At 60.4% G+C, this 23748-nt stretch carries 23 protein-coding genes; 9 read left to right on the top strand and 14 right to left on the bottom strand.

Translation table 11 applies throughout. The features are described 5' to 3' along the window. Positions 1 to 52 precede the first annotated feature (52 nt). From WCA85_RS04395 to WCA85_RS04365, 7 genes are all read right to left on the bottom strand, one after another. Positions 53 to 535, bottom strand: coding sequence for a PaaI family thioesterase (locus WCA85_RS04395; protein WP_424061959.1), 483 nt, complete (start codon positions 533 to 535; stop codon positions 53 to 55). Positions 536 to 623: 88 nt separating this feature from the next. Continuing rightward, a complete protein-coding gene (locus tag WCA85_RS04390) occupies positions 624 to 1238 on the bottom strand; it encodes a GNAT family N-acetyltransferase (protein WP_424061951.1) in 615 nt (204 codons plus the stop codon). A gap of 309 nt (positions 1239 to 1547) precedes the next feature. Beyond that, positions 1548 to 1913 carry a response regulator gene (locus WCA85_RS04385; RefSeq protein WP_424061950.1) on the bottom strand — a complete coding sequence of 122 codons (366 nt, stop codon included), beginning with the start codon at positions 1911 to 1913 and terminating at the stop codon, positions 1548 to 1550. A gap of 32 nt (positions 1914 to 1945) precedes the next feature. Next, positions 1946 to 2485: a hypothetical protein gene (locus WCA85_RS04380; protein WP_424061949.1), complete on the bottom strand. Its 540-nt coding sequence runs from the start codon at positions 2483 to 2485 to the stop codon at positions 1946 to 1948. A gap of 8 nt (positions 2486 to 2493) precedes the next feature. Next, positions 2494 to 3216 (bottom strand): methyl-accepting chemotaxis protein, encoded by a 723-nt coding sequence (locus WCA85_RS04375; RefSeq protein WP_424061948.1) that lies wholly within the window; start codon positions 3214 to 3216, stop codon positions 2494 to 2496. A gap of 49 nt (positions 3217 to 3265) precedes the next feature. Continuing rightward, positions 3266 to 5647: a HAMP domain-containing protein gene (locus tag WCA85_RS04370; RefSeq protein WP_424061947.1), complete on the bottom strand. Its 2382-nt coding sequence runs from the start codon at positions 5645 to 5647 to the stop codon at positions 3266 to 3268. A 291-nt stretch (positions 5648 to 5938) separates the two neighbouring features. Next, positions 5939 to 6190: a hypothetical protein gene (locus WCA85_RS04365; RefSeq protein WP_424061946.1), complete on the bottom strand. Its 252-nt coding sequence runs from the start codon at positions 6188 to 6190 to the stop codon at positions 5939 to 5941. A gap of 428 nt (positions 6191 to 6618) precedes the next feature. Here WCA85_RS04365 and WCA85_RS04360 point away from each other — a divergent pair, with 428 nt between their 5' ends. Both WCA85_RS04360 and WCA85_RS04355 read left to right on the top strand, forming a co-directional pair. Next, entirely contained in the window at positions 6619 to 8037 is a 1419-nt protein-coding gene (locus WCA85_RS04360; RefSeq protein ID WP_424061945.1) for an inorganic phosphate transporter, read from the top strand. 73 nt (positions 8038 to 8110) lie between these two features. Further along, complete coding sequence (locus tag WCA85_RS04355) at positions 8111 to 9115, top strand: lysylphosphatidylglycerol synthase transmembrane domain-containing protein (RefSeq protein ID WP_424061944.1); 1005 nt, start codon at positions 8111 to 8113, stop codon at positions 9113 to 9115. A 32-nt stretch (positions 9116 to 9147) separates the two neighbouring features. On the opposite strand, the gene WCA85_RS04350 is transcribed toward WCA85_RS04355, so the two are convergent. Beyond that, positions 9148 to 9897, bottom strand: a complete 750-nt coding sequence (locus WCA85_RS04350; protein WP_424061943.1) for a glycosyltransferase family 2 protein — start codon at positions 9895 to 9897, stop codon at positions 9148 to 9150. 215 nt (positions 9898 to 10112) lie between these two features. Continuing rightward, a complete protein-coding gene (locus WCA85_RS04345) occupies positions 10113 to 11432 on the bottom strand; it encodes an Nramp family divalent metal transporter (protein WP_424061942.1) in 1320 nt (439 codons plus the stop codon). Positions 11433 to 11688: 256 nt separating this feature from the next. Here WCA85_RS04345 and WCA85_RS04340 point away from each other — a divergent pair, with 256 nt between their 5' ends. Both WCA85_RS04340 and WCA85_RS04335 read left to right on the top strand, forming a co-directional pair. After that, a complete protein-coding gene (locus WCA85_RS04340; protein ID WP_424061941.1) occupies positions 11689 to 12702 on the top strand; it encodes a beta-propeller fold lactonase family protein in 1014 nt (337 codons plus the stop codon). A 124-nt stretch (positions 12703 to 12826) separates the two neighbouring features. Then, entirely contained in the window at positions 12827 to 13816 is a 990-nt protein-coding gene (locus WCA85_RS04335) for a sterol desaturase family protein (protein WP_424061940.1), read from the top strand. 19 nt (positions 13817 to 13835) lie between these two features. On the opposite strand, the gene WCA85_RS04330 is transcribed toward WCA85_RS04335, so the two are convergent. Next, entirely contained in the window at positions 13836 to 14759 is a 924-nt protein-coding gene (locus WCA85_RS04330; RefSeq protein WP_424061939.1) for a LysR family transcriptional regulator, read from the bottom strand. A 177-nt stretch (positions 14760 to 14936) separates the two neighbouring features. Between WCA85_RS04330 and WCA85_RS04325 the strand changes: the two genes are divergently transcribed. The 4 genes from WCA85_RS04325 to benD are packed head-to-tail and all read left to right on the top strand — an operon-like array spanning position 14937 to position 18615. After that, entirely contained in the window at positions 14937 to 16295 is a 1359-nt protein-coding gene (locus tag WCA85_RS04325; protein ID WP_424061938.1) for a Rieske 2Fe-2S domain-containing protein, read from the top strand. Continuing rightward, positions 16292 to 16780, top strand: a complete 489-nt coding sequence (gene benB, locus WCA85_RS04320; RefSeq protein ID WP_424061937.1) for a benzoate 1,2-dioxygenase small subunit — start codon at positions 16292 to 16294, stop codon at positions 16778 to 16780. The genes WCA85_RS04325 and benB overlap by 4 nt, the downstream gene beginning before the upstream one ends. 39 nt (positions 16781 to 16819) lie before the next feature. Beyond that, positions 16820 to 17842: a benzoate 1,2-dioxygenase electron transfer component BenC gene (benC, locus tag WCA85_RS04315; RefSeq protein WP_424061936.1), complete on the top strand. Its 1023-nt coding sequence runs from the start codon at positions 16820 to 16822 to the stop codon at positions 17840 to 17842. Next, complete coding sequence (benD, locus tag WCA85_RS04310; RefSeq protein ID WP_424061935.1) at positions 17839 to 18615, top strand: benzoate diol dehydrogenase BenD; 777 nt, start codon at positions 17839 to 17841, stop codon at positions 18613 to 18615. Before benC ends, benD begins: the two co-directional genes overlap by 4 nt. Before the next feature lie 85 nt (positions 18616 to 18700). Here benD and WCA85_RS04305 read toward each other — a convergent pair whose 3' ends face one another. Next, positions 18701 to 19570 (bottom strand): hypothetical protein, encoded by an 870-nt coding sequence (locus tag WCA85_RS04305; RefSeq protein WP_424061934.1) that lies wholly within the window; start codon positions 19568 to 19570, stop codon positions 18701 to 18703. Between the two features lie 409 nt (positions 19571 to 19979). On the opposite strand from WCA85_RS04305, the gene WCA85_RS04300 reads away from it, so the two are divergent. After that, complete coding sequence (locus WCA85_RS04300) at positions 19980 to 22049, top strand: putative bifunctional diguanylate cyclase/phosphodiesterase (RefSeq protein WP_424061933.1); 2070 nt, start codon at positions 19980 to 19982, stop codon at positions 22047 to 22049. Positions 22050 to 22085: 36 nt separating this feature from the next. Here WCA85_RS04300 and WCA85_RS04295 read toward each other — a convergent pair whose 3' ends face one another. The 3 genes from WCA85_RS04295 to WCA85_RS04285 all read right to left on the bottom strand — a co-directional run. Then, positions 22086 to 22511, bottom strand: coding sequence for a bactofilin family protein (locus WCA85_RS04295; protein WP_424061932.1), 426 nt, complete (start codon positions 22509 to 22511; stop codon positions 22086 to 22088). Between the two features lie 90 nt (positions 22512 to 22601). Next, positions 22602 to 22970, bottom strand: coding sequence for a hypothetical protein (locus WCA85_RS04290; RefSeq protein WP_424061931.1), 369 nt, complete (start codon positions 22968 to 22970; stop codon positions 22602 to 22604). Then, a partial coding sequence (locus WCA85_RS04285; protein ID WP_424061930.1) for a M23 family metallopeptidase occupies positions 22963 to 23748 on the bottom strand: 786 nt, incomplete at its 5' end. The genes WCA85_RS04285 and WCA85_RS04290, both read right to left, overlap by 8 nt.

The raw sequence follows: 23748 nt of genomic DNA, 5'->3' as shown, positions 1-23748 counted from the left end.
CAGTCCGTGCAATGGCGCCTCGGTGGCGCCTTAGCGGTGGATTAACGGCCGATCAGCGTGAGGGAAGTTCGAACACGAGGCACGTCGTGGTGGCGTGCGCATACAGGGTGCCGTCGGGTCCGAACAGACGCGCTTCGGCGGTGGCCAGTTGCCGGCCGCAATGGATCACTTTACCTTCAGCGCGCACGCGTACAACACGCGGCGTAAGTGCCTTGACGTAGTTCACGCTAAGTTCTGCTGTGGTGTAACCGCGGCCGGCCGGCATCATCGTATGCACTGAACAGCCCAGCGCCGAATCGAGCAGCGTGGCAGCCCAGCCGCCGTGCACCGTGCCGAGCGGGTTCAGATGCTGGACACGCGGCCTGCCCTGGAATACGGCTCGACCCGCGTCGATCTCCACAAGCGTGAAATCCAGCGTCCTGGCGATCTCGGCATACGGGATGTCGCCACGAAGCATGGCCTGCATGACTTCAAGGCCAGTCTTGCCAGCAATCTGCTCCGGGCTCGCAACGCCCGGCCCAGGCCCGGCTTCCATGCGTTGCAATGCTTCTGTCTCCTGCGCCAGCCACGTTTCGATGGTTTGCTCGGATGTCACTGCCTACTCCCGGCGTTGTTATGGGCGATCAGCCTCCTGGTTTCGCCATTTTCTGTTGCAAACCGGCGCGCACCTCGGGCCATTCGCTGTCAATGATACTGAAGCGCACCGAATTTCGCTTGCGACCGTCCGGCATGATGCGTTCATGACGCACGATGCCCTCCTCTTTCGCGCCAATACGCAGGATGGCGGCGCGGGACTTCTGGTTGAGTTCGTCGGTAGTGAATTGCACCCGCACGCAGTTCATCACATCGAACGCGTGGTGCAGCAGCAGATATTTGGCTTCAGTATTCACGCCGCTGCGTTGCACCGATCCCGCGAGCCACGTATGGCCGATTTCGAGTTTGCGGTTGATGCGATCGATTTTCCAGAACCGCGTGCTGCCGACCACGCGGTTGTCGTCCCGCCGCACGATTACGAAGGGCATCACGGTGCCAGCGTCGCGTCTGGCGATAGCGTGGTCGATATAGCGCGTCATGGAGTTGGCGTCAGGAACGACCGTGAGCGTCATGTTCCACAATTCGCCGTCCCCTGCGGCGGCAAGCAGCGCAGACGCATGATGGGTTTGCAGCGGCTCCAGGATAACCGTGCTGCCTGTGAGGACGGGTTCCATGTTGTGGGCGTCGGGGGCGTCGTGAGCCATGAGGCGGATTCTCGATTCAGAAAGCGGAAACTTGACGTGAATGGGTCTGAGCATAAGGCGGCACCGGACCTGCCATTTTGCGGCAATCACGGAGGGGATGGGTAGATCCACGGCAGCGGGTGGTCTTGGTGCCACGGACTGTGCACCGACGCTCGCGCTGCGCGCAGAAACACGCCCAGCCATGCGAGCCGAAAAGTCGCACCGTGCAGGTGCGCACGTGCGGAGGCCAATCATTGCGCGTTCGGCGCGATGCCGACGCTCATCCGCCGCCATCGCGGCAGCGGTTATTCAGCTGTATGTCGAGTAAAGTTAGCTCGCCAGCTTGCGGAACGTTTCCAGCACGGCTTCACCCTTGAACGGCTTGACGATCCAGCCCTTCACGCCCGCCGCCTTGCCGCGCTCCTTCATCGCCGGGCTGCTTTCGGTGGTCAGCATGATTACGTTGACCGAGCTGTTGCCGAGCTCGCCGCGGATCTTCTCGACCATTGTCAGCCCGTCCATGTTCGGCATGTTGACGTCGCTGATCACGAGCTTGATGCCAGGGCTGCCCTTGAGCTTGCTCAAGCCGTCCTTGCCATCCACGGCGGTGTCGACATCGAGACCGTTCTTTCGCAGGAAACCGGCTACCTCGTCGCGCACCGTGCTCGAGTCATCCACTACAAGAATCTTAGACATGTTCGTTCCTTGAATATTCGTTACTGCCACACTCAAAACAATTCGAGCTCACCACTGGTATCCTCAACTACACCCGCCTCCGCGACGAAATCGATCGGCGCATGAGCGCACATACAGAGCGTCGCGCCGAGCGCTACACCGTCATTGATCGTCACCGAATACGTCTGCAGCAGGCCAGGCTTGAGCACTTCCAGATACGGTACGCAGCGCGCGCTCAACACATACGGCGTCGACATGCCCAGGTCCGGGAAATACTGCAGCAGTTCCTGATTCACGCCCCCGCAGCAGAGATTGCAGATTTCCAGAAAGTCTTCCAGAAACGGCCGCTCTGACGCTTCGCTGGCGAAGTATTCGCGGGTGCGCTCGTCCTCTTCGAAATGGAGAATCAGCAACAGCCTGAATACCAGCCCCGAGATGGTCAGCACCACCACGTTCGCATCCGGCAGGCTGCGCGCACCGCGCTCGCTCGCCGGCACGATCTCGCAGACATCGTCCGGCCGCCTCGTCAGCCGCGATTTCGCAACCCTGATGAAGATGCGCTCGATGCTTTCCTTCGCATGCCCACTAATCACTTTGATGCCTAATGAAGCGTTGATTGAAACTGGCTGGCGAGCGACTCGACGCTGCTCAGCGACGCGGCGATCATCTTGCCGCCAGCCTGAATGTCCTGGAACGTCGCGGTCGTGGTCAGATCGTTGCGATGCAGACTGTCGCGATAGCTTTTCGACAATTCTTCCGAGCGCGCCGCCAGCGCCCTGACCTCACTCGCCACCACGGCAAACCCACGCCCGGCCGGCCCCGCCCGCGCCGCTTCGATCGACGCATTCAACGACACGATCACCACGTGCCGGACAATCGAGGACAGCTCGCGATTTTTCGCATGCATGTCCTGGTTCTGCGTCATCAGCGAAATCATCTGTTCGTGCCAGCGCTCGAAGGTGGCAGCAAGGCTCTTCAGACGCGCCGCTTCGCCGGCAAGCTGCGAGGCGCGATGGGCCAGTTGATCCTTGCTATCGAGCACGGTTTTCAGCTCAGCGCGGGCCTGCGCAGTGTGTTCTGTTTGCTCATTCAACTCGTCGCGTAACTGCGCAAGCCGCGATTCGAGTGCCTGCTTTTCCTGCCCATGCCGCACGTTCAGTTCGGTGCTGCGCGCATTCGCCTGGGACAGCGTTTCATCTTGACGTGCCGCGTCCGCACGCAGTCGGCGCGCGGTATTGCGGCTCGAAATCTTGTGCGCGGCCAGCGCCACGACGGCGGTCAGGGCGCTGCCCGCGAGCGCGGCGAGAAGATACTGTTGAATCACCACTAATCCTTGCGAGTGCTCATCAAGCTGATGAGCAAAATTAAGCCGCTCAATCGGCCATCGTATCGAGTTGCGGCTCGTTCGCGTCTTCGCCCGACGGCAGGCTCGCCGTGTCAACGGCATAACGGCCCGGCAGGCTCACGATCGTCTCAAACTGGCGGAATGCCGCGCCCTGCTGGTGGTCCGTGAAGCGCAACACGATGCTGCCGTGCTCCCGCTTGAGGAAATCGCGCACCGCGTCCATCCCGACGCCGCGCCCGGACACTTCGGTTACGTGTTCAGCCGTCGAGAAGCCCGGGCGGAAGATGAGCTCGGCGGTTTCCTCGTCGCTCAGTGCCTGTCCGGTACTAATCCAGCCTTTCTCAAGCGCCAGATCACGAATCCGGTTCAAGGCGAGCCCGCGACCATCGTCGCTCAGTACGAGTTGCATCGCGCCCTGCTCAACGCCCATCTGAATAGCAATCGCACCCGCCGCGGCCTTCCCGTGCGTGCGGCGCGCTTCGGCGGTTTCGATGCCGTGGTCCACCGAATTGCGCAACAGATGCATGAACACGTTCTTCAACGTAGCGCTCGCCTCGCTGCGCAAGCGATATCCGTTATCGTCGATGCGCACCTGCGGCGTTTCCTTGCCCAATTCGTGAGCCAGCGAAGGCAACGATTCGAGCACGCCGGAAAGCGCGTCCTCCACGCTTTGCGTACCCAGCACGCGCAGGCTTTGGTGCACCGTCTCGCGCATCGACTGGAGCGCGTGGAGGTCGTCCGATTTCGCCGCTTCGATCAGACGCAGGCTCTCCTCGATATGCGCGATGTCGACCATCAGGAAACGCTCGGCGCTGTCGCCCCGGCTGGCACCCTTGCGACGCAAACTGACTTCGTTGATCGTTGCGTAGCTCTCGACGGCGGCTCGCACACGGGCCAGTTCCTGCATCAGGCTGTCCTGGTCCCAGTCGACTTCCGTCTCGGCCTGGCGCAGTTCGTGATAACGCTGCTCCGTTTCGTGCACGATGTTGGTCAGATACTGCAGGTTATAGGTGCGCGCGTTGCCCTTGATGGTGTGCATATTGCGGAACAGTTCCGCAATCGCTTCGCGATCGGCCTGCGAATGCTGTCGAATGATGCGCTCGTTCTCGCTGATGAAGCCAGCCGAACTCTCAATGAAGTGATGGAACTTCTCTTCGCTGACCGCGAGAATTTCGCCGATCATTTCCAGCCTGCGCTTTTGCTCGCTCGCTTCTGCCGCGAGCTTGCGCAACTCGGTGACATCGCGCACGCACAGCATCAGACGCACAATGGTGTCGCTGTCGTCGGTGATCGCCGACCAGTTCAGGTCGAGCACCTTGACGCGGCCATCGGGCATGCGTCTGGAGATTTCAGTGACCAGCAGGTGTTCGTTAAAGGCAAAGTTGATAGCGTCTTCGCCCAGACACGCATGACTCGCCGCATCGACTTGCGAAAGCACGTCGGCGCCCAGATCCGTGTGACCAAACACCAGGTCCATCAGGCTGCGTCCGGCAATATCCTGCGTTTCGAAGATGGCTTCGAGGTACGCCGAGTACTCCGAGTGAATCACCGCCCCTTCCACCACGGTCAAGATGCCTTGCTGCATGTTCTGCAACATGGCCTGAATATCGGCGGTTTTCTGTTTGAGCTGCAGCGAGCTTTGCTGGATCTTCTCGATCATGCCGTTGAACGCGACGATCGAGTGACCGATTTCATCCAAGCGACCCACCGGCACGCGGCGCGTAAAGTCCTGGCTCGATGCGATTTCGCTCATCATCGCCTGCATGCGCGTAAGCGGACGAGTGATCTGGCGATACAGCAGCGACCCAATCGACGTCAGCAGAATGATTGCGATGCCGGTCCAGATTGCGATGGCGGTCGTCGTGGTGGCGAGCGTGCCGTTCAGCGTCTGGATCGCCTCGTCTTTCTCGCGGTTCTTCTCGATGCGCAGCGTCTCGACGATCCCCTCCAGTTCGTCGCGATACTGCGCGACGTTGGCGAACAGATATGCCTGGGCGAGTTCGTTCTTGCCAGCGGCCTTCATCTGGGCCGTGTCGTCGATGGCGGAGAAATAGTTCTGCAGACTGTCGCCTGCCTGGGAAACGAGACCCTTTTGCGCGTGGCTTGCCGCGTCGCGTGCTTGCAGCGCGAGCGCCTGTTGCAGGGCGGTTTTCTTCGCCTTGAGTTCGTCCTGAGCCTGCGCGACGACGTTGCCGTCGGGTGCGTAGACCAGTGTCATGATGGCGAGTTGCACGTCCTTGACCTGCGACACCAGATCGGCTGAAGCAAGCGCACTAGGCACCACGCCTTCCGTCACCTGCCTGACTTCCGTTGCGCTGTGACGGGTCTGATAGACCGCGTAGCCGCCAATCGCTGACAGCGCGACGAACATCAAGATTACCAATAGCGTAATGCGATGACGAATGGTCATGAGTACAACTCCCCGAGGTCTAACTAGCGTGTTCTGCTCTTCATGAGAGCCGCCCGATCTTGTGAATGATCTGATCTGTCGAGCGCCGTGATTATCGTGGAAGGTATGTGACCGGGAGATGACTAAAAATAGACGACGGAGCCAATCCGCCGTCGAATTCGGCAATAGTAAATTGTGGTTAACGCGCGGCTCATCTATTCACGATTTGACGTGAATATTTTCTAAAGTTTTGCCAGATCTTGCCGTTAACCACGCACCTCATCGTTACGCTTTTACGCTTCGCGCGATGGGCTAGCTCAGCACCCTGAGGCAACGCCATTTTTTATCCATGTCTTTGAGCAGCGTGATATAGCTGACAGCGCGATCTGTGCCGAGGCTCGCGCTCGCTGCCTCGTTCGTCTCGTTCCACAATTGCTCGAAGCGATTGGCTGCTTCCGTTCTGGCAAGCGGTTGATTCAGCAGCACAAGAAATGCAAAGGACAACTCTTCCACTGTCCGATGCATCGGCGAACGCGCGGACACCACTGTAGCGAAGTGATTCAAACGACCCTCAGGCGATAACGTAGTACTCAACATGCCGCGCCGTGGCGCCGGCTCTCCCATAATTTTCTTTGCCCGCTTTTCCCACAACTGTTTCGCTTAGCGAAGCAATCACAGTGCGACGCTACAGACAACGACTCGACACAACGCGCGATTAGCAGACCACACGCCGCTTGCAACATTCTGGCCGGAGTTTGTCACCGAAATATTACCGTTGTCATTCGAGCCACAGAAAATGCGCGCCGGGACTGTTGCGTCCGCTCGGGCATCGTTCGTGCTCGCCACACCGCGTGGCAGCTTGAACAGTCACACGACGGCCGGCATCGCTGACTCAAAAGGTTCATAAATGCGACCTAGGATGGAAGGTTGACATTCACGGACGCGCCGGTCGACATCCGCAATTTTGCCCCTAACCGATCCCGGGAGCGCGAATGCTCGTTCACTTTATGCCCTCGTCGAGCCTCGTCGTCGCCATGCTGGTTATCTGTCTGGTGATGGTGCTGGCGTTCGAAGCCACCAACGGCTTCCATGATTCCTCCAACGCCGTTGCGACCGTGATCTATACCCAGTCGCTCAAACCCGTTCAGGCTGTCATCTGGTCCGGCCTGATGAATTTCATTGGCGTGCTGGTAGGCGGTATTTCAGTCGCGTACGCGCTCGTCGAAATACTGCCGCCCGATGTGCTGACACCGCCCGATGGCTCACCGGCCGTGCCGATGCTGGTTTCCATCTTCGCCGCCGCGCTCTTCTGGAATATCCTGACCTGGGCATTTGCGATCCCCAATAGCAGTTCACATTGCATCATCGGTTCGCTTATCGGTGTCGCAGCGGCGGACGCCCTGCTGAAAGCGCGCAGCGTTACGCAGGGTGTGGACTGGAAACAGATCGTATCCGTGCTGAAGGCGCTCGCGGTCTCGCCGATTCTCGGCCTGCTGTTTGCAGGCGGGATGTACGCCATCCTGCGCTTCGTCGTGCGGCGCGGACGCCTGTTCGAACCGCCGAAAGAGGGCGAACCACCTGTCTGGTGGTTGCGCGCACTGCTGGTCCTCACCTGCACTTCGGTGAGCTTTTCGCATGGCACCAATGACGGCCAGAAAAGCATTGGCCTCATCATGCTGACCATCATCGGCCTGCTGCCCGCCGCATTTGCGTTAAATCCGCAAGCCGGCAATCAAATGACGCAACTCAGCCAGAATGCGTCAGCGGCCATCCCGCTGATTCAGCACTACGGTGATGACGTGAAGGACCAGGCGCTAAAATCTGCCGCGCTACTGCAGAACGCCGGTCCACAGCTCGCCAGCGAAGCACTTGCGCTCAAGAACAAAGACCCTGCCGACCCGCAACAGAGCGTGGTGCGGCCGCAATTACGCGGGGCCGTTTACGACGTACTGTCCGAACTGAAGCATGTAGGTGAAGTGCGCGGCGCGAAATCTGAAGACAAGGCTCAGGCGGCGGACCTGCTGAAGAAAATGGCCCCGCCGGTTCAATACGCGCCGTGGTGGGTGCGCGTACTCAGCGCACTTTGTCTTGGCATCGGCACGATGGTCGGCTATAAACGCGTCGTGCGCACGTTGGGCGAGCGGCTCGGACGCCAGCACATGACACCGGGCCAGGGCGTGAGCGCGGAACTGGTCGGCTCGGTGCTGATCGGCACCGCGGGATTCACCGGATTACCGGTGAGTACCACTCACATCATCACGTCGGGCATTGCGGGTACGATGATCGCGGGAGGCCAAGGTGTGCAAGGCGCCGTGCTGACCCGCATCGCGCTCACGTGGATCATCACGTTACCCGTCACCATCCTGCTCTCTGCATGCCTATTTTACGTACTCGCCAATCCCCGATTTTGAGCGCCTCCCCATGCGCTCTTGCATCCATGTCAGGCTCGCCCGCTTCATGCCGCCGTGCGCGCGGGCCGCGTACATGATCCGAATCCCGCTACGTCACACCGCAACCACCCTGGCCCTGCTCGGCGTCGCGCTAGCGATCGCTGCACCCTTCCTGCTCGGCACGCACGATGTGCTGACCGGCTTGCGCAGCGTCGCGTGGCAAGTATTCGCTGTGCTTGCGGCAAGCGCGATTCTGAGCGCGGCCGCCAAAGCCGGCAAACTGCAATTGATGCAAAGCGCGCTTGGGCTTCATCTGCACTACATGCGCACGCTCACCATCACAGTAGTCACAGACTTCGCCTTCCTGGTCTCGCCGTTAGGTGCGGCGGGTTATGGCGTCAACATGGGACTGCTGCAACGTTCAGGCGCGTCGTGGGCGCTGGCCACCACGGTCGTGGGCGCGGACCAGGCGCTCGATCTGACTTTCTTTGCGGTGGCCGTACCGATCTCGCTGCTGTTTGCCCTTGGCCCACTCAATGCGCTCACGCCGGGCTTTCCGCTGCACGCTATCGCCGGTACGCTAACGGGCATTGCAATTGCCGCGGGTGTGCTGTGGCTTTGTCGCCGCCCGGCCGCTGCTGCGCTCGCTGCCGCAACGCGCCGCATTGTCTGGCTCAAGGCACGGCGCGCGCGCTGGAATCGTTTTCGTCAGAGCGTGCGCCAGCAATGGGCCGTGCTACTCACCGCGCCGCGCTGGCGACTGGCCGCCTTGCTGCTGTTGACGATGATGCAATGGCTGCTGCGCTACAGCGCGTTGTGGTTCATCTTGCGCGAACTGGGCTACCGGCTGCCGCTTGGCTTCGTTCTCGCGGTGCAGGCGGTTGTTCTGCATGCCGCACTATGGACGGGCGTACCCGCCGGCGGTGGCGGCGGTGATCTCGGTCTCGCGGCCGTGTTAGCGCCGTGGGTGCCGGGGACGTCGATGGCCACGGCGCTGGTGCTATGGCGCTTTGCCACGCTCTACTGTCCGCTGCTGCTAGGCGCCGGTGGCTTTATCGTGCTGGCATGGCACCGCCGCACTGTTGCATCGATGCCGTAACCCATGCTCAAGTGCGGCGCAAGCTCACGGCATCATGCGACTGTGTCGCGCGGCTTTCTGATTCGCACGAATAGACGCGCCCGGCCCGGGTGATCGACGCGCAAGGCAAATAGCTGCAACGTCTGCGAAATAAGCGCGAGCGGATAGGTGACCTTCAGCAGATCGGCGAGCATACGCCATTCCGCCCGCACGCCCTTCCAGTAGCCGAGCTTTTCGGTCTTTCGTGCTTGCGTGACATGCGGCCAGTGCGTGACCGCAATCGAAAGGCGGTTTGCGATAATGCGCCGGTTCATGAACACCTCGATGCCAAAGCGCGGCAGCCCGCGGATTTCCTTGAGCGCTTCGTTAAGCAACGACTTTCTGACCACGCGCTCGCCGGAAACAAAATCCAGTCCGATGATGCGGAAAATCAGCAGGCTGTTTTGCCGCAAACTCAGACTGACATCTGCGCGGCCGCTCAGCACGGGCGCCGCGAGTGCGCTGACGTGTTCGGGCGCGAGGCCCTTGAGATCCGCGTCGAGCAGCATCAGCCACTCGTGCTGCGCGGCGGCGATGCCGAGCGCCATCGCCGCGCTCTTGCCACCGTTCTTCTCGCACTGGATCAACCTGACCGATGGAAACTGCCTGACAATGTCGGCGGTGCCGTCAGTCGAACCATCGTCGACGACGATCACTTCGGCAAGCAACGCATGCGTCGTAGCGACCGCCAGCACAGTCGCGATCCGCGGTGCTTCGTTGTAAGCGCAAATGATGCAGGAAACACTGTGGCCTCTGGATGGCATAGAAAATGGTCGTGGTCTTGCAAGGGATGCGTAGCTCGATCAGCGGTCCTCGGGCGCGGCGTTCAACCGATTCTGACCATGCGTTGCGAGCCCCTCATCTATTTCGCCGCTGCCCTAGCATCATGCATATGAAAAAGTCGCCCCAGTGACAAAGCGTCTTTTATGGCAGGGAAGCGTCACGCAAGATAGACTCAGGACCATACGACGCCATTGCCTCAGGCAGGCAAACCTGGCAGATTCACACCGAACGTCTGCAATAGAAGAACGGCGTTAAGCGCCAGCACCGCGACCGCCGAAGCAACGGCCGCGACAATCATCACGAGCCGGCTCTTATAGGCGCCCATCACCTCTTCGCGGCAACTAAACCATACCAGCGCCGCCATCGGCACAGGCAACGCAAAGCACAACACGACCTGACTAATGACGAGTGCCTGGGTTGCATTGACTCCCAACGCAACCACCACGAAAGACGGCACCATCGTAACCGCGCGCCGTAACCACAAAGGAATCTGAAAGCCGACGAAGCCCTGCATGATCATCTGGCCCGCCATCGTCCCGACCACGGAACTGGAGACGCCCGAGGCAATCAGCGACAACAGGAAAATCCCCGCCGCGCCGATGCCCAACAACGGCGCGAGCGTGTGATACGCCGCTTCGATTTCGGCCACATCCGGATGTCCCGCATGAAAGGCGCCGGATGCCATGATCACCATCGCCATGTTGATCAGGCCGGCAAGGGTCAGCGCGATCACCACCTCGACGGTGGAATAGCGCACTAGTTTGACGCGTTCACTTTCGTCTCTGGCCGTGGCGCGGTTTTGCGTCAGCCCTGAATGCAGAAACAGCGCATGCGGCATGACGGTCGCACCGATAATGCCGACCGCGATCGTCACCGCACCGGCGTCCGGCAATTGCGGCGAGAACAGATGCCCGAGCACGCCGGACCACTCCACAGGCGTAATGATCAATTCGGCGAGATACGACAGACCAATGATGCCCACCAATGCACCTATAGCCAGTTCAAGGGGACGGAAGCCCGCCTTCTCGAACAGCAGCAAAACGTAGGTGACGATCGCGGTGACGATCATGCCCGCAAGCAACGGCATATGGAACAGCAACGCAAGCCCGATCGCGCCGCCCAGGAACTCCGCCAGATCCGTCGCCATCGCGGCAACTTCGCTCACGCCCCACATGGCTAACACGAGTGGCGCCGGAAAGTGCAGGCGGCACAATTCCGCCAGATTGCGACCGGTGACAATGCCGAGTTTGGCCGAGAGCGCCTGAAACAGCATCGCCACGAGATTGGCGAGCAGGACGACCCACAGCAGCGCGTAGCCATAGTGCGCGCCGGCCTGAATGTTGGTCGCGAAGTTGCCCGGATCCATGTAGGCTACCGACACGACCACCGCTGGCCCCGCGAACGGCAACACCATCGCGAGGCCCTGACGGCGTCCTTCCAGCACATCACGAATCGCGAGCGTAGTGCGGCCCGTGAGCGTAGCTGGCGTGCTTTTGTCGCGAACGCGTTCGTCCATTTGCACCTCGCCTGGTTCCGGGCTTCGGATAGCAGGGGTTTGGCTTCGCCGCGCGCCGGCTCAGGCCTGCCCGTCACCGAAGCTCAAACAACCCGTCTGGCTGCAATCAGCAGCCCATGTCTGGTAATTTCTCACATTTACTGGTTGCGCGCGTCATCGAAAACGGCGCGCCAAGCGTTAGTAAAGTGCAGCTTCGCTGCACTTCCTGAAAGGCACAGTTTTTGGTGTCGCATCACACCTTCGGATATTTTACAGAATGCCTTACTCGCCGGTTACATTCCTTTCGAGAGCCACCCTGTCCGCTGCAGTCGTCTTTGCTCTCATCGGCCATCAAAGCACCGCCAACGCCGCCGACCGCGTCATCGTGCTTGACTCGGGCGAGTCCGAGTTGTCGTTGATCGACGAAGCAACCCACAAAGTCGTCGGCACGGAGCCAACCGGCAAAGAGCCGCACCATCTGATGATCACGCCGGACGGCAAATCGTTGATCGTCGCTGATTCGGTTTCCAACAACCTGATGTTTATCGATCCGCACACCGGCCAGGTGCAGCGTACCGTGGAAGGCATCGAAGACCCGTATCAGCTCGGTTTCTCACCGGATCACAAGTGGTTCGTCACTGCCGCGCTGCGCATGGACCGCGTGGACATCTACCGCTACGACGGTACGAATATGGCACTGGTCAAGCATATTCCGCTCGGCAAGACGCCGAGCCACATGACCTTCGCCTCGGACAACCGCACCGTGTTCGTCACGCTGCAAGACTCCGGCGAACTGGCCGCGATCGACCTGCCGACCCAGACTGTGCTGTGGAAAATGCATGTAGGTAACGAACCGGCGGGCCTGTGGATGACGCCCGGCGACCATTATCTGCTGGTCGGCATGACTGGCGAGGACGACGTGACGGTAGTGGACTGGCACAAGCAGCAGATCGTCAAGAAGATCCACACGGGCCGCGGGGCGCACAACTTCCGCAACCTCGACGACGGCAAGCATGTGGTCGTCTCGAACCGGGTGGAGAGCACCATCAGCATCATCGACTACACCACGCTCACCAACGTGGGCGATATCACCGGCCTGATGCCAGGACCGGACGACATGGAACTAACTGCCGACAAGCGCTATCTATGGGTGGGGTTCCGCTTTGCGAAGCACGTGGGCGTGATCGATCTGACCACTCGTAAGCTGATTGACACCATTGCAGTGGGCCGCTCGCCGCACGGGATCTATTTCAACAATCGCGCGCCGGTCATCGCACCTAATCCGGACTAAAAGCGCCGGGCTAAAGGCACCCGATTATCTGCGCCGGACTAAAGCACTGGATTGAAGCGCCGCTGGATGCACCGTTGTAAGATCAGGAACGCATGGGCATGACACGCAATTCACGAGGTATTTGATGTTCCACGAAATCGTCGCACAACTCGACAACATGGTGTCTGCGCTGCAGACGTTGCTGTATGTCGACGTCGTGCAGCCGTTCTTCTATCGTTTCGGTTTGATGGGTTACGACGAAGACACCTACGATGCACTGTACTGGGTGATCATTGGCGCGCTCGAAATCGTGATCACATACCTCACATTGCGTCCGCTCGAAACCCTGCGGCCTATCGAACAGTGGCAAAACCGCAAGGCGCTGCGCGCCGATGTGATCTACACGTGGATCGCCAAGCTGGGCATCATCAACATCGCGTTCTTTTTCATGCTTCAGCCGTTGTTCGATCACTGGCAGAGCCTGATCTCGATCTACAACATACCGAACATTGATATTGATAGCCTGTGGCCTGGCGTCACCGATCAGCCCATCGTTTCGTTCCTGATCTATCTGATCGTGCTCGATTTTGCGGGCTACTGGTATCACCGCTGGCAGCATCGTTTCGGCGTGTGGTGGGAACTGCACGCGGTGCACCATAGCCAGCAACAGATGTCGTTGTGGAACGATGACCGGAATCACTTTCTGGACGACATTATCCAGGCTGCGTTTTTCGCCGCGATATCGCTCTTTATCGGCGTGCAGCCGAACCAGTTCGTGGTGCTGATTGCCGTTAGCAACTTCATGCAAAGCATCCAGCACGTCAATGCGCGCCTGCCGTACGGGTGGCTACTGGAGCGCATCATCGTCAGCCCGATCTTTCATCGTCGCCACCACGCGGTGGGTTACGGCCATGAAGGCACAGCTTACGGTTGTAATTTCGGCGTGCTGTTTCCGTGGTGGGACGTGATATTCCGCACCGCTTCGTGGAACGCCACGGTCGAACCGACTGGCATCCGCGATCAATTGCCGGCGCCGCAGGGCACCGGGCGGCTCTACGGTGACGGCCTGCTGGCGCAGCAGTGGTATGCGCTTGGCCGCATCGTCGAGCGCCTGCGTGGAAAGCGCGCCTATTAAACCAGCACCGGCGAAATGATCAATGCCCCTGGTCGGCACGAGGCACATAGGGCACCTTTTCGTCCTCATACAGCCGATAGATAAGCTCAAGCATCTCGCGAATGTCCTGCGACTCGTCGAGCGCGCGCGTGCTCATGATGATGGGAGAAACCAGAGTCGGGTCGTCCAGTTCCTTGTAGCTCACATCGTCTCGCTTCAGGCCGTACACGCTGCTCGGGACGACAGATATGCCCTCTCCTGCTGCGACCAGACCGAGCGCAATCTGCAACTCACGAACTTCATATATCCGGCGAGGCTTGAGCGCCCGGTCATGGAATGCCGCCAGCACCTGGTCTGCGAAACTGGGGCGTGGTGACTGCGGGAAGATGATCAAGGTCTCGTTGACCAGATCGCGCAGCGCCAGCACGGGCTTGGAAAGCGAAAGTGCATGCCCCTGCGGGAATGCAACAATCATCTTCTCCTCGCGAAGAATCACCCGGCGGATGTTCGCGTCTTCGTGTCGGATACGCCCAAACCCGATATCAATGCGCCCCTCCTTGAGCGCCCTGATCTGGTCCATCGTCGACATTTCGTGGAGGCTCAGTTCAACCGTGGTGTTCTCGTCGCGGAACCGCCGGATGATTTTCGGCAGCATCCCGTACAACGTCGAACCCACGAATCCAATGGAAAGACTGCGCTCGATGCTGCCCACGCGCCTCGTCATTGATTCAAGTTCCGCGGTCTGAGCCAGCAACTGCACGGCATGCGAATAGAAGAACTTGCCCGTCTCCGTGAGCTTCAAAGGGCGTGAGTTACGCTCGAATAGCTGTACGCCGAGCGTCTCTTCAAGTTGCTGTATCTGACGGCTGAGCGGCGGTTGAGCGATGTGCAGTCGCTGTGCGGCGCGCGTGAAATTGCGTTCCTCCGCTACCGCTACGAAATACCGGAGATGTCGCAACTCCATCTCAATACCTCCTGGGTATGAACCGATACTAAATCAGTGTTGGACTGGCCTTCGCGGCGTCCTCTATCCTGCATTCACACGCTGTTTCAGCACCTCATTATACCTTCCAGGCATGTTCGGATCGGTGCAGAAACAGGGGTTAACCCCAGCAGAAAATAGCGGGATTCAGGAGAAGACATGAGCGCCATTATCGACAAAGCCAGGCAGCTGGATGAACTGCTGCTTACCGCCGTCCAGGATGACAAAGAGAGCGGTGTGTTCCGTTGCCGTCGCGACATCTTCACCCATGCCGATCTGTTCGAGCTCGAGATGAAACACATCTTCGAGAGCAATTGGGTGTACCTGGCGCATGAAAGCCAGATTCCCAACAACAACGACTACTACACCACGTGGATTGGCCGCCAGCCGGTGGTTATCACCCGTGACAAGAGCGGTGAACTGCATGCGGTCATCAACGCATGCGCGCACAAGGGTGCAATGCTGTGCCGACGAAAGCATGGCAACAAAGGCAGCTTTACCTGTCCGTTCCACGGCTGGAGTTTCTCCAATACAGGCAAGCTGCTGAAAGTGAAGGATGCGAAGACGACCGAATATCCGGTGCAATTCAATACCGCCGGTTCGCATGACCTGAAGAAAGTCGCGCGCTTTCAGAGCTATCGCGGCTTCCTGTTCGGCAGCCTCAGCGCGGACGTGATGCCGCTCGATGACTACCTTGGCGAGACCCGGGTCATCATCGATCAGATCGTCGACCAGGCCCCGAACGGGCTGGAAGTGTTGCGCGGCAACTCCTCATACATCTATGACGGCAACTGGAAGATGCAGATGGAGAACGGCTGCGACGGATACCACGTCAGCACCGTGCACTGGAACTACGCCGCGACGATGGACCGGCGCAAGGTAGACGGCACCAAGGCAGTGGATGCGAATGGCTGGAGCAAGTCGGTAGCCGGCGTGTACGGGTTCGACCACGGCCACATTCTGCTGTGGACCAATACGATGAACCCGGAAGTTCGACCGGTCTATCAATACCGCGAAGAAATCAAGGCACGCGTCGGGGAAGTGAAGGCGGACTTTATCGTCAACCAGACGCGAAACCTGTGCCTGTATCCGAACGTGTTCCTGATGGACCAGTTCAGCACCCAGATTCGCGTGATACGCCCGCTCAGCGTCGACAAGACGGAAGTCAGCATCTTTTGCTTTGCTCCAAAGGGCGAGAGCGCGACCGATCGCGCCACCCGCATCCGCCAATACGAGGACTTTTTCAACGTCTCGGGAATGGGCACCGCCGACGATCTCGAAGAGTTCCGCGCTTGCCAGGCTGGCTATGCCGGCACCACCGCGTTGTGGAACGACCTTTCGCGCGGAGCACCGCTGTGGGTAGATGGCCCGGACGAAAATGCCAGAACAATGGGTCTCAAGCCGGTTATCTCGGGCGAGCGCAGCGAAGACGAAGGTCTGTTTGTGTGCCAGCACGAATACTGGGTGCAGGTAATGCGCGACGCCCTGAAAAAAGAACAAGAGGAGGCGCTGGCATGAGCTCCGACTACCGGAAAATCTGCGCCATGCTGCACCGCGAAGCGCGCCTGCTGGATGACCGTCAGTGGGACGAGTGGCTCGCCTGCTATACGGAGGACGTCACCTACTGGATGCCGGCGTGGGATGACGACGACCAGCTCACTGATGACCACGAGAGTCAGATTTCGCTCATGTATTACCCGGACCGTGGCGGCCTCGAAGACCGTGTGTTTCGCATCAAGACGGAACGCAGTGGTGCGTCGATGCCTGAACCGCGTACCAATCACAACGTCACCAATGTGGAAGTGTTGGCCGAGCGCGATAACGAAGTCGACGTGCGCTACAACTTCAACACGCTCAGCCACCGCTACAAAACCACCGATCAGTTTTTCGGCACGATGTTCGTTACCTTGCGACGGGTCGACGATGACCTGTTGATTTCCAGCAAGAGAATTGTGCTCAAGAACGACTACATCCGCCAGGTGCTCGACGTCTATCACGTTTGATGTCGCGCATCGGATGAAATGAGAAGCACAGGAGGCAAGATGTCCAGCTACAACATCGCACTGAATTTCGAGGACGGCGTCACCCGCTTCGTCACCTGCAAGGCGGGCGAAAAGGTCCTTGATGCCGCGTTTCGCGCAAAGATCAATCTGCCAATGGATTGCTCCGACGGCGTGTGCGGTACCTGCAAGTGCCGCGCCGAGGGCGGACTCTACGACCTGGGTGACGACTACATTGACGACGCGCTGAGCGAGGACGAGAAGAACAGTGGCCTCGTACTGACCTGTCAGATGGTGCCGCAAAGCGATTGTGTGATTGCAGTGCCGGCATCTTCTACTGCGTGCAAGACTGAGCAGAGCCGGTTCGCGGCGACAGTATCGAAGGTCGAACAGTATAACGATGCGGCCGTCGTGCTCGAACTGGACGTGGATGCGAACGCGCCGGTATTCCTGCCGGGTCAGTACGTCAATATCGATGTTCCGGGCAGTGGGCAGCATCGTTCGTATTCGTTCTCATCGGCACCCGGTCAATCGAAAATCAGCTTTCTGGTCAAGAAGATTCCCGGTGGCGTGATGAGCACCTGGCTCGAGTCCGCGCAACCAGGCAACAAGATGGAGTTGACCGGGCCGCTCGGCAGCTTCTATCTGCGCGCTGCGCAGCGGCCCATGCTGTTCCTCGCCGGCGGCACGGGTCTGGCGCCATTCCTGTCGATGCTTGAAGTGCTGGCGCGGGCGAATTCGCAGCAAAAGGTCCACCTGATTTATGGCGTGACGCGAGAGCTTGACCTGGTGCAGGTCGATGCGATCGAGAGGTACGTCGCGAAGTTGCCGGGTTTCAGTTACACCACCGTCGTGGCCGATGCAAATTCAAACCACCCGCGCAAAGGTTGGGTGACCCAGCACATGCCGGCCGAAACCTTGAATGAAGGCGACGTCGACGTCTACCTCTGCGGACCTCCGCCGATGGTCGATGCGGTGCGTCAGCATTTCGACGATAACGGCGTGAAGCCTAACAGCTTCCACTACGAGAAATTCACTCCGAACGCCGCACCGAGGGCCGCATGAACACGCCACGATTTGCTGGCCAGGTCATGGTCGTGACCGGCGCGGCGCAGGGCATAGGTCGCGCCGTGGCGCTTCGTGCAGCCGCCGAGGGCGCCAAGGTGCTGTTCGTCGACCGCGCCGACTTCGTTTGCGAAGTTGCCGCCGAAGCGCACGGCGCGGACACGGCAGGGTTCATCGCCGACCTGGAGACGTATGAAGGCGCGGCATCGGCGATGGCTTTTGCAGGGCGCAAGTTTGGCGGCATCGACATTCTGATCAACGGTGTCGGGGGCGCGATTCGCATGCGACCATTCGCAGAATTCGAACCTGCGCAAATCGATGCAGAAATTCGCCGGTCGTTAATGCCCACGCTGTATGCCTGTCATGCCGTATTGCCGCACATGCTGACGCGTGGTGGAGGAACCATCGTCAATATGTCATCGAATGCGACGCGCGGTATTCGCCGCGTACCCTATTCGGCGGCCAAGGGTGGTGTCAATGCGATGACGCAGTCACTGGCAATGGAATACGCAGAGCACAACATCCGCGTGGTTGCTACCGCGCCGGGCGGGACCGACGCGCCTGCACGCCGCGTTCCGCGTAACGCTGCCGGTGACGATGAGCAGGAAAAAGTCTGGATGGGCGAAGCGGTAAAGCAGGTCACTGAATCTACCTTTTTCAAACGCTACGGCAGCATCGACGAACAGGTCGCGCCGATTCTGTTCCTCGCTTCGGACGAGGCAAGCTATATCACCGGCACGGTGTTGCCGGTAGCCGGTGGCGACACGGGCTGACCCATGAATGTCCTGCGCCACCTGCGCAAAGGCGTATCACAACGGGCGTTGGCTTAGGCCTGGCGCGTCGGCCCTGTCGGCCATGTCAGGAGCCCGTCTTGAGGTAATAGCTGCCGTCCGCAGTCACCCCGGCGCCAAAACCGCACGCGCCGACGGAGCCGTGGGTTGCCACATCGAGCGTCTCCGGTTCGGAGACCCTGAATTCGAGCAGGCATTTGTCGGGGCGTCCATCGTATGCGCCGAGGTTGGTGAGCCTCGCGGTGGCTTCGATCAGCGCACCGGGCAGTTGGTCCGACACGGGCACCCGCGCCACGCCGCCAAAGAAGCGCACATTTGCCACGACGCTGCCGGTGCTCGCTTGCGGCGCGCCATCGTGCGCGACGGTTGGGTAGACGAACTCCGCATCGAGTCGGTACTCGCCGCGCCGGCCTTTCAGGGGCGTGAGTGTCACGCTGCTCCACGCACCCAGATTCATGTAACGCGCAAAATGCGCTCCTGCCGCAGGCAAGCCCTGCACCACCTGTTTATCCGCGATGCCCGCAAGGCGCTGCTGAGCAACTGTATTCACGCGGTTCAGCATCGCGTCGTCGGCATGCTGGCCGGTGCGGTTTGCGGCGCTGCGGTAATACGCGCGCGCATTCGCAAACGCGCCATCGCTCGCTTGCACGTCACCCTCGTGAACCAGCGCCATCGAAATACGGGACTCAGCCGAACTGACGGCCTTGGGCGAGTCTTCTTCTTCGGCCTGTAGCGAGGCGGCATCGGCCAGCATCGCTTCCATGTCCACTAGCGCCTGCGCGTCGTTGATGCGTCCTGCATCAAGCGCTTCGACGCCCAGCGCGGCGCAGGACGCATTGGTCCGGCACTGCACGTCCTTACCCCCTAAAACGTGACGCCGGTACAACTCGGCGCGCGAGCCGCTCTCGAAAGCCTGCGCCGCAACGAGTGTCGGCATGAGAACAGCAATGGCGGTAACGGCAACGGCACAAGGTTTTGCTCGCATGAATGGGACCGGTGGTAACTACGCCCTGGACAAAGAACGTCTCGCGTGACCCCGCCACGGACGCGGGTTCACTTTCACAGGTACGGACTCTGCCAGTGATGCTGACAGAAAATCGATAGATGCGCGCACCCATGCGGTCAATTGATGATGCGGTGCAGGGACCGCCTAAATATATGAGGGCAACTACCGAGCCGTCTGTACGCGGATTGCAAGTTTCGCGGAAGCGGCTGCCAAAGCCGTTTAGTCCGCAGCTCGCGGCGCCCCGGGTCAATCCAGCAGGTTTTTATGAAAAACTACTAAACAAATCCCGGAAATTGCCGTAAACGAGTTCAGCCGCTTCCCTCTTTCGGCTGGACCAATCATGCTCGGTACATACAACTTCTGGCTGATGGCGGTATCGTTCGTGGTCGCGACGCTCGCGTCGTACACCGCGCTCGACCTCACCGGACGCATTTCGCTGCTGGCTTCGACGCGGCTTCGCCATGCGTGGCTGGCAGGCGGCGCCGCGGCCATGGGCGTCGGCATCTGGTCGATGCACTTCATCGCCATGCTGGCGCTGTCGTTGCCCATTCCGCTTGGCTACGATCTCCAGCTGACCGGCTACTCGCTCGCCATTGCGGTGGTCGTGTCGTATTTTGCGCTGTTCTTCACCACCCGCGCCAAGCTGACGTTCGTCCGTCTGGCGATAGGCAGCGTGCTGATGGGCGTCGGCATTGCTGGTATGCATTACACCGGCATGGCGGCCATGCGTATGCAACCGGGCATTCAGTATCAGGCGGGCTGGTTTGCCGCATCGATTGGCATTGCGATCGCCGCGTCGATGGCCGCGCTGCTGATCGCTCGCCGGCTCTCCGACAATCGCGAGCGCAACGTCACGCGGTCCCGTCTGGGCGCGGCCGTGGTGATGGCCGTCGCAATCAACGGCATGCACTACTCCGGCATGGAAGCCGCCACGTTCCCGGTCGGCGCCATTTGCGGGGCGGCGCACGGCGTCAATACCGAATGGCTGGCCACCGCGGTCACGCTGCTCACCTTCGCGATCCTGATCGTCACGTTGATGCTGTCGCGCTTCGACGCGCGCACCACTTTTCTGGTCGGTGCCGTGTCCCGTCTGAACGGGCAGATCGTCCGCCTTGCCACGCTCGATACGCTGACCGGCCTGCCGAACCGCACCACGCTCACCGAGCGGGTCGAGGCGGCCATCGAACTGGCGCGCCGCCGCAATAGCGTGTTCGGAATCCTGTTCATGGATCTGGACGGCTTCAAGACCATCAACGATTCGCTCGGCCATTCCGCCGGCGACCAGGTGCTCGCCGCGTTTGCGCAGCGCCTGCAGATCTGCGTGCGCGCCACCGACACCGTGGCCCGGCTGGGCGGCGACGAATTTGTGGTGCTGTGCGAGAATCTCGGCTCGCGGCAGGACGCAGGGGTGATCGCGGAAGGCGTGCTCGATCGCATGCGCGAAGGCGTGTGGAACGACAACGAACCGCTGCAGGTCATGCCGAGTATCGGCATTGCCCTTTATCCGCAGGACGGCGATACCGTCGACACGCTGCTCAAACACGCCGATGCGGCAATGTATGAAGCCAAACGCGCGGGCCGCAGCACCTATCGCTTCTTCGAAACGAGCATGAACGAAGCCGCGACGCGTACGCTGCAGATCCAGCATGCGCTGCACGAAGCGCTCACTGCGGGCTATTTCTCGCTGCATTTTCAGCCCAAATTCCGTGGCGACAGCAACGAACTGGCCGGCGCCGAAGCGCTGATTCGCCTGAACCATCCAGTGCTGGGCGTACTCCCCCCGCTCGACTTCATCCCGATTGCGGAACGCTCCGGACAGATCGTGCAAATCGGTTACTGGGTGGTGCGCGAGACGTGCCGGCAGATTCGTAGCTGGATGGACGAGGGCCTGCCGGCGATGAAGATCGCCATCAACCTGTCGCCCCGCCAACTCTCGCAGCCGACCCTGGTCTCGTCGATTCTGAAGATCGTTCAGGACGAAAACGTAGCGTGCGACCGGATCATGTTCGAAATCACCGAAACGGTGGCCATGCAGGACGCTCCACGCACGATCGAGATGATTCGCGAGTTTCAGGCGAGCGGCTTCGAAATCGCCATCGACGACTTCGGTACGGGTTATTCAAGTTTGGCCTATCTGCAGCGCTTTCGCGTCAAGCAACTGAAGATCGACCGCTTCTTCACCAACGGGCTTGACGACAAGACTCCTGAAGGCACCGCGATTGTCTCCGCAATCATCGCGCTCGCCCACTCACTCGACATGGACGTGGTGGCCGAAGGCGTCGAAACCGCCACGCAACTCGGCAAACTGAAAGCCATGATGTGCGACGAAATGCAGGGCTTTTTGCTCGGTAAGCCGCTGCCGGCAGACGCGTTCAGCGCATTGCTCAAGGAGCGGGAAGCGGCGGCGTAGCGTGACCAGGGGCGCCTGTCACGCCGCCGGCCGGCCTCACGCGTATTGTGACGCCGAGTTGTCCGTATCACCGCTGTTCACGCCAGGTGCGACACCCGGTTCGCGCCGGCTCAGTTTGCCGTCCACCGAAGCGCCACAGTCCATGCGCAATTGCTGGTAGTGAATGTTGCCGGTCACATGCGCGTTGGGCTGCAATTCAACGAAATGATCCGCGATCACATCGCCGACAATCTTCCCATTGATCACGACATCGTAGCCGTGCACGTTGCCCTCGATCGAGCCACGGTCGCTCAGGACGAGCAGCGTCTGCGTACCCGCCTTGCCGACGACATTGCCACTCACGTGGCCGTCCAGACGCAGACCCGCGCTAAATTCAAAGTCGCCGGTAATGCGCACGTCATGGGCGATCAAGGTAGCGAGGGTGGTGTTCCGGATGCTCGCGGCTTTCTTCTTGTTGAACATAGAAATCTCTGACTAGGGAATGGAATGGCGCGCCGCGTGATACATGGTCAGCGACGCGCCGACCTCGGTTGTTCGATCGGTCTGGGCGTATCAGCGGCGCTTCTGACCTTGACCGCGTAAAAACATCAATTGAGCGTTCAGGCGGCTGACTTCGGCAGTCGCGACATCCGCGGTCTTTTGCACTGCCGCGCGCGCGGTCGATTCCTGCTCCAGCGCGAGCCGGCTGCGTTCGAGTTCGGTTTGCGCGCCGTCTGCCGTAACCGGCGCGCTAGTGCAATGGCTGGCCAGTGCATCCGCATGCTGCAGATACGCGTACATGGCGGCCGCGCCAACGACGCCGCTGCACACCCATACGCCCGCCCAGATCGCTGCGCGCACGGCGCGCGAGCGCACCGGCTGCAGCGTATAGGCGCGCTGGGCGAGATTACCCGCCGCGCGGGTTAACCGAAGATCAACCATGAGCGTTGGCGCTGAACAGCGCGAGATATTCCATCGGATCGACGGGTGTACCGTTCACAAGCACTTCGAAATGCAGATGCGGTCCAGTCGAGCGGCCAGTGCTGCCAATATCAGCGACATGCTGACGCGGCAAAACCAGGTCCCCGTCGTGCACGAGGATGCGCGACGCGTGCCCGTAACGGGTGATCAGACCGTTGCCGTGGTCGATTTCAACGGCGTTGCCATAGCCGCTTTTGGGTCCCGCGAAAAGCACGCGGCCGCCCGCTGCAGCGAGAATCGGCGTGCCGCTCGGCGCCACCAGATCGACGCCTGGGTGAAAACTAAGCTGATGGGTAAACGGATCGATGCGGTTGCCGAATGGGGAGCCGTAGCGGGCGCCGTCAGCCGGCATGCGTCCAGGAAACGCGCTGTACGCCACCTCGTGAACATCGGCCTCATGCTCGATTGCCGAAAGCGTGGCGTTCATGCAGTCGAGTTGCTGCTGGGTCGCGGCCGCATCGTGGCTGCGCGGGCGCGTTGTCGCTTGAACGCAAGGCCGCGGCGGCAGTGACGGGCCGCCTTCGCCGTCGGCGTCGGAGGTGTCCTGAGCCGAGGAACTCGCCGGCACGGCTCGCGCCGGCTTCGGCGTCTTCAGACTGGCTTCGAAATCGCGTAGCGCGCCGACCTGGGTCGTCAGCCGCTCGATGCGCGGCTCGATCTGTGCCATCGATGCGTTGAGCTTGCCGAGCTGATCGATCGCATAGTCACGCTCCACCCGGTTTGCCGCGTGCCGGGTCCC

Source organism: Paraburkholderia sp. (assembly GCF_049581445.1).
In the GTDB taxonomy this organism is placed as follows: Bacteria; Pseudomonadota; Gammaproteobacteria; order Burkholderiales; family Burkholderiaceae; genus Paraburkholderia.
The sequence above is the reverse complement of the archived record's forward strand: the minus strand, read 5'-3'. Positions and strand labels throughout refer to the sequence as shown.